Annotated in this window: 8 protein-coding genes; 7 read left to right on the forward strand and 1 reads right to left on the reverse strand. The window is 68.4% G+C overall.

Annotated features, from left to right (window positions below):
* The first annotated feature begins 92 nt into the window (after positions 1–92).
* The 7 genes from FDN03_RS15885 (at position 93) to FDN03_RS15915 (ending at position 4,015) form a co-directional block, all read left to right on the forward strand.
* A complete protein-coding gene (locus FDN03_RS15885) occupies positions 93–374 on the forward strand; it encodes a hypothetical protein (RefSeq protein WP_138178565.1) in 282 nt (93 codons plus the stop codon).
* A gap of 95 nt (positions 375–469) precedes the next feature.
* Positions 470–790, forward strand: a complete 321-nt coding sequence (locus FDN03_RS15890) for a hypothetical protein (RefSeq protein ID WP_138178566.1) — start codon at positions 470–472, stop codon at positions 788–790.
* Complete coding sequence (locus FDN03_RS15895) at positions 787–1,038, forward strand: hypothetical protein (RefSeq protein ID WP_138178567.1); 252 nt, start codon at positions 787–789, stop codon at positions 1,036–1,038. Before FDN03_RS15890 ends, FDN03_RS15895 begins: the two co-directional genes overlap by 4 nt.
* A complete protein-coding gene (locus tag FDN03_RS15900; protein ID WP_138178568.1) occupies positions 1,035–1,391 on the forward strand; it encodes a hypothetical protein in 357 nt (118 codons plus the stop codon). The genes FDN03_RS15895 and FDN03_RS15900 overlap by 4 nt, the downstream gene beginning before the upstream one ends.
* 247 nt (positions 1,392–1,638) lie before the next feature.
* The gene (locus FDN03_RS15905) at positions 1,639–1,896 is read left to right on the forward strand and encodes a hypothetical protein (protein ID WP_138178569.1); all 258 of its coding nucleotides are present in this window, start codon (positions 1,639–1,641) and stop codon (positions 1,894–1,896) included.
* A gap of 72 nt (positions 1,897–1,968) precedes the next feature.
* Entirely contained in the window at positions 1,969–2,511 is a 543-nt protein-coding gene (locus FDN03_RS15910; RefSeq protein ID WP_138178570.1) for a hypothetical protein, read from the forward strand.
* Positions 2,489–4,015, forward strand: coding sequence for a terminase family protein (locus FDN03_RS15915; protein ID WP_171021293.1), 1,527 nt, complete (start codon positions 2,489–2,491; stop codon positions 4,013–4,015). The genes FDN03_RS15910 and FDN03_RS15915 overlap by 23 nt, the downstream gene beginning before the upstream one ends.
* A gap of 641 nt (positions 4,016–4,656) precedes the next feature.
* Here the strand turns inward: FDN03_RS15915 and FDN03_RS15920 are convergent.
* Positions 4,657–5,463: a hypothetical protein gene (locus FDN03_RS15920; RefSeq protein ID WP_138178572.1), complete on the reverse strand. Its 807-nt coding sequence runs from the start codon at positions 5,461–5,463 to the stop codon at positions 4,657–4,659.
* Positions 5,464–5,560 lie beyond the last annotated feature (97 nt).

A 5,560-nucleotide genomic window follows, 5' to 3' on the forward strand; every position in this document is an offset into this window, starting at 1 on the left:
CACAGCAGGCCGTGCGATCTGGCGAAGGTGGTCCTCAGCCACATCGCCGCGATCTGGCGGCATCACCCGGACTACCGCGAGGAGTGGGCGCCGTGACCGACCTGCGTAACACCAAGGCGCTGGACGCGCTCATCGCCTTCTGTCGGGAGCGCATCGACGAGGAGCGGGTCGACGTCGACCACCCGAACACCCCCTTCGATGTCCGGCGCCCCGTGGAGGTCCGCTGCGCTGCCCTCGACGACCTCGTCGACGCCATGGAGGCCGCATCGGAGGACGGGGCGCCGCCGGTCGACGAGGTGGGCATCGAGGCGCTGCAGCACATCGGCCGCATCTGGCGGCACCACGAGGACTACGACCCCGGCTGGGCGCCGTGACCCCCAACGACAACAACGCCCGTGGGAGCTACTGCCACCCAAGCAAAAGCCAACTGGAGGGCGGACCAGCAGCCCGACCTGCAGGATCAGGCGCCATGATTCTCGACCAAGACGCCCAATACCGCCGTGCCATCCTCACCTTCATCCGCACCATGGTCGGCCCGGTCGACTACTCCGACCCGCCGCCCGGCTTCATGCCCCCATCGCTCGACGTCGAAGGCATGACCGTAGACGAACGGCACCTCGCCTCCTGGGACGCAGCCGAGCTGATGCGTGACATCGACCCACACGCGGCCGGCTACGCCGACGGCGTGAACTATGCGGCCCGGATGTGCGCCTTCGAGTTCTCCGACCAGCCGGGCTACGAACCGTCATGGCATCCGGACCTCGGCCCGCAGCTGGACTTGGACGAATGACGTCCCCTCGGCAGGACACGACCGAGGAACGCACCGTCAACCTTCTCGGCTGGACGCACTACTGCGACCCGCCGATGCGCGAGGCCGACCACAGCCCTGACTGGCAGGTGCCCGCGCTGCCACCCGGCGAAGCGTGGCCCTGCCCGTGCGGGCGCTGGTACGGGGTGGCCGTCCGGCTCGGCGAGGGCCGGTTCTGGAAGCGGCTCGGCGAGGATGCCATCATCCACTCGGACGGGATGCGTCCATGAAGGGATTTGTTGTGATGGACGTCGCCGACATCCACCGGCTCGTCGATCGCGCAGTAGAGATGGACGAATTCATTGAGGCGCGACTTGACGAGGAGGAGTCGAGGGCGCTAAGTCTCACGCCGTTCCAGCGGGACGCCGTTCTCGTTCGCATGCGACGTCTACGCCAGAGAGATCACCCGCACCCCAACTTCTCCAGGGGCAACCTCCACGACCGAGCCGCGTCCATGACGCTTAGCAACTTCGCCTCAATCTGGCGCGATCATGCGGATTACGATCCGCGCTGGCGACCCGTGGCTCCCGCCCCGCATCCCCCGGACCTCTCGCTCAACTCCGAGATCAAGCCGCCACGGTGACCGTCACCCCGCCCGCCGCCTGGGTCGACCAGGCCGAAGCAGGCATGGCCACCACCTGCCCGGTCTGCCTTGGCAACCCCACAGCCCCGGACCACCGCTGCCACTGCGGCCTCGACGAGGAAACCGACAGGTGCGTCGACGGCGAGGTGTTCGGGCCCTGCCCGCATGAGATGTGCCCGGGGGTGTGCGTCTACTCCCACGACTGCCACTGCCCCTGCCACCAGCCGACAGCACCGATGTCAAGAACATGAACATCCGCCTCGGCCGATGGTCAAAGATCCTCGCCCCGTACTACGCGGCCTGCGAACGATGCCGAACCCCGTTCCGCTTCGCCACCAGCCACACCAACTGGCGCAACGGCACACTCACCGTCCCACCGGGCCTCTGCCAGAAATGCTGGGCCGACCTCACCACCCCACAGGCCCGCCTCCCCTACTACCGGCAGGTGTACGGCGGCTTCCCCGACTGGCCTCGGCTCGAACAGGAGATCCTCGACGGCGGATAGCACGGAATCCGCACCTAGACTGATCTGAAGCAACCGATTCAGCACCTGTGACAGCACGTAAGGGGGTGACACGTGGCGAAAGCCGACGGTGAACGCACGATCCGCAACGCGGAACGTGACCGGGATGCGGCGAACATGCGCGCCGATGGGAAAACCTACGAGGCGATCGCCGTCGCCCTCGGCTACTCCCACCGTTCCGCCGCCCGTCGAGCGGTGCAGCGAGTGCTGGCGGCCACGATCCGCGAGGCCGGCGACGAACTGCGTGTACTGGAACTGGAACGGCTGGACCGGCTGTATGAGGCTGCGATGGCCGTGCTGACCCGTGAGCATGTGACGGTCTCCCAAGGACGGCTCATCCGCGAGGGCAAGCCGGTCATCAACGACAACGGCGAGGCCGAGATCTTGGAGGGCCACGGGGCCCCACTGGTCGACGACGGCCCGGTGCTGCAGGCGATCGACCGGCTGTTGAAGATCCAGGACCGTCGGGCGAAGCTGGTCGGGTTGGACGCGCCGGTGAAGCATGAGGTGCGGACGATCGACGCGATTGCCGCGGAGGTCGCCGATTTGGAACGGCAGCTGGCGGAGCGGGAGCGTGCTGGCCGAGACGCTGGCTGAGCGCCGCCTGGGGCTGCTTCGCCGGGAGTTGGAGTTGCGAGCCAGGCTGGCCGAGTTGGACCGCGGGTCGCTGGCCGATCAGGTTGTGGATGTGTCACCGGGGGCGTTGGCCGCGAGGGTGACGGGTGGCCGGGAGATGCAGGCCCCGCACCTGGATCTGGTTGATCAGGCGTTTGTGGATATCGCCGAGGGTCTGATCGACCGGGTGATGATCACCATGCCGCCGCGGCACGGCAAAACCCGGAGGGCATCCCGCTGGGGCCCGCTCTGGTATCTGCGCCGTTTCCCCGACCGCCGGGTGGCATTGGCCTCCTACGGTGCGGAGCTGGCTGACGAGCATGGCCGGTGGATCCGCGACCAGATCGAACAGCACGACGGAACCGATGGCACGCTGGATCTGGGCGTGCGGCTGGCTGCGTCGTCGAAGGCGGCGAACCGGTGGAACTTGGACGGCCATGAGGGTGGCATGGTCACGACCGGTATCGGCGGTGCTCTTACGGGCCGTGGCATGCATCTGGGGATCTGCGACGACCCGTTCAAAGACGCCGCAGACGCAGCCTCGCCGACGATGCGCCGCCGGGCATGGGAGTGGTGGCAGTCGACGTTCCTGACCCGTCTGGAGCCCGGCGGGGCCATCATCCTGATCCTCACCCGGTGGGATGAGGACGACATCGCCGGACGGCTCCTCGCCGACGCCGACGAGGCCGGGCGGTGGCGGGTCATCAACCTGCCCGCCCTCGCCGAATCGGACGACGATCTCCTCGGCCGGGCCCGCGGCGAAGCCCTATGGCCGGAACGGTACGACGAAGAGGCACTGGCTGAGATCCGCCGGCGGGTCGGCGGCCGGGTCTGGTCCGCCTTGTACCAGCAGCGGCCGGCGCCGATCGAAGGCGCGGGGTGGAAACGGGCCTGGTTTGACCAGTGCCGGCCCGACCAGGTGCCGCAGCTCGCACAGGTTGTGGTGTCGATCGATCCTTCGGTCACCGAGGACGGGTCAGGTGACGCCGCGGGGATCGTCGTCGGGGGCCGTGGTGTCGGCGTGAACGCGGACCGGGCGTGGGTCCTCGCCGACCGCACGTTGAACAGCTCCCCCGCCCAGTGGGGCCGTGCCGCCTGCCTCGCTTTCCTGGAGTTCGACGCCACCGGGTTCATCGCCGAAGGCAACCAGGGCTATGCGCTGAACAAACTCGTGCTGCAGGTGGCGTGGAAGCAACTCCAAGAAGAAGAGGTGATCCCGAAGGATCGGGCCCTGCCCGGGATCCGGATCGTCCATGCGAAGACAGGCAAGCGGACCCGCGCCGAACCGGTGGCCGCCCTTTACGAGGCCGGGAACCGGGTGCAGCACGCCGCCGACCTGGGCGAGATGGAGGGGGAAATGTGCACGTGGCTGGGCGGGAACGACAGCCCGAACCGGATGGACGCCGCGGTGTGGCTGCTGACCTACCTGATGGGGCTGGGCGGGGCGGCCCGCCTGTCGCGGCCTACGGGGTCTCTGCGCCGCTGAGCAGCCCTTGGGGAAACACGAAAGCCCCGGGCGGCAACCCGGGGCTGTGTGGGGGCCGCTGCGCCAACAGCGGGGCGCCCCTTGTGCGAAGAAGCCGTCGACAGAGAAGACGGTGATTTGAGAGTAGCAGGGTGGCGGCCCGGCCCCCGCGCGCTGGCGGGCCGCCGACAGCAACGTACGACGTCGAGGGCGGGGACGGTGTGGTCTCACCGCCGCCTGTGGATAACCGGGTTCCGATGTGGGCTGTGTTCACATCGCCCGGCGGCGGAAGTAAACGATCTGCACATTCGGGTCGGGTCGCGTATGAGAACCGAACATCTGGCCGATGTCAGCCCCCGCCCGGGTCGAGGCCGAGCATCCCGCCTGTGGCTTGATCGTGAGGGTTGCAGCCACACAGCCACTGTGTCGGCCGCCCGTACTGGACGACCTCAACCGGATTAACGCACAGCGGGTTCGGGACGGTGGTCAAACCGCCCACCAGCCGCTCCATCTGCTCGGCAGGGCCCACCATCAGGTCGGCCAGATCGTGGGCGCCGTGGGCACCGATGACAGGCCGGCTGTCGCCCGGTGGGGGTTGGGTGACGGTGCCACCTTCGGCCCTGCGGGTGAGCGATCTGAGCTGCCGGACTAGGGCGCGTAGGTCAGCCACCAGCGGGCACCTGCTCGATAACCAGCGTCACATCCACCTCGTTCTCCCCCAGCTTCGACAGCCGCATCAGCGCCAGGATCAGGTCGACATCCCCGACCTTCAGCTCGTCCGCATCGCCCGGGGTGTTCCATGAGTAGCCCTGCGACCCCATCGACACGTGCAGCGTGCCCTCGGCGGCCGTCTCGCCGTTCAACGTGGCTGTTACCGCGTAGCCCTTGTCGTCCTCCAGCTCGGTGACGAAGTCTCGGCCGCCGATCGTGAACGTCGGGTCGGCGTGACCCGAATAGTCCCGCTCGAACTCCGGGTCGTAGACGAGCCGTCCGGAGAACTCGAACCGGAACCGCAGGTCGGTGCGCCTGCGCCGTACCGCCGACGTTCCCCCGTCGGCCATGGGCAGGATCTCGTACTGGTGCGTGTCGTCCCGCCAGATCAGGTTGGTCAGGTCCCGCAGGCCCGACGGATCGCCGGTGGCCAGCGCGTGGGTCATGACCGGACCGTCCTCCGGGAAAATCTCCAGGTAGGCGTCGGTCGGCCGGTGCACGCGGTTCAGGGCGAGGATCCGCTGGCACTCGGACCGGATCGGCTCCGGCCATCTCGCCGGCTCCCCGCGTCCCGACCATCCGGTCGCCTGCCGCAGGTGCGCCTCGATCAGAGAGCGCCGATGGTCAGCCCACGCCAGCGCGACCGCCTCGTCGCGGGTGCGGATGACCTCGCTGTCCGTCGCGATCACATCGCGCTCGAGGCCGCTCGACCCGTACGGCGGGACGATGACGAGCTGGTAGCCGGGCGGGAGAGTCACGGCTGCCCGTTCTCGCCGAAGTCGAGCGGGCGGTAGCGGCCCCGAAGCGCATCGGGCGGAACGGAGCCGACGAACTCCATGAACTCGTCGAGCATCG

The organism is Glutamicibacter sp. V16R2B1 (genome assembly GCF_005774635.1).
GTDB classification, from domain to species: Bacteria; Actinomycetota; Actinomycetes; order Actinomycetales; family Micrococcaceae; genus Glutamicibacter; species Glutamicibacter creatinolyticus.

Excerpts from the sequence above, each read along its gene's own strand:
- FDN03_RS15905 (WP_138178569.1), top strand. The coding sequence starts at position 1,639 with ATGAACATCCGCCTCGGCCGATGGTCAAAGATCCTCGCCCCGTACTAC.
- FDN03_RS15900 (WP_138178568.1), top strand. The coding sequence starts at position 1,035 with ATGAAGGGATTTGTTGTGATGGACGTCGCCGACATCCACCGGCTCGTC.
- FDN03_RS15890 (WP_138178566.1), top strand. The coding sequence starts at position 470 with ATGATTCTCGACCAAGACGCCCAATACCGCCGTGCCATCCTCACCTTC.
- FDN03_RS15895 (WP_138178567.1), top strand. The coding sequence starts at position 787 with ATGACGTCCCCTCGGCAGGACACGACCGAGGAACGCACCGTCAACCTT.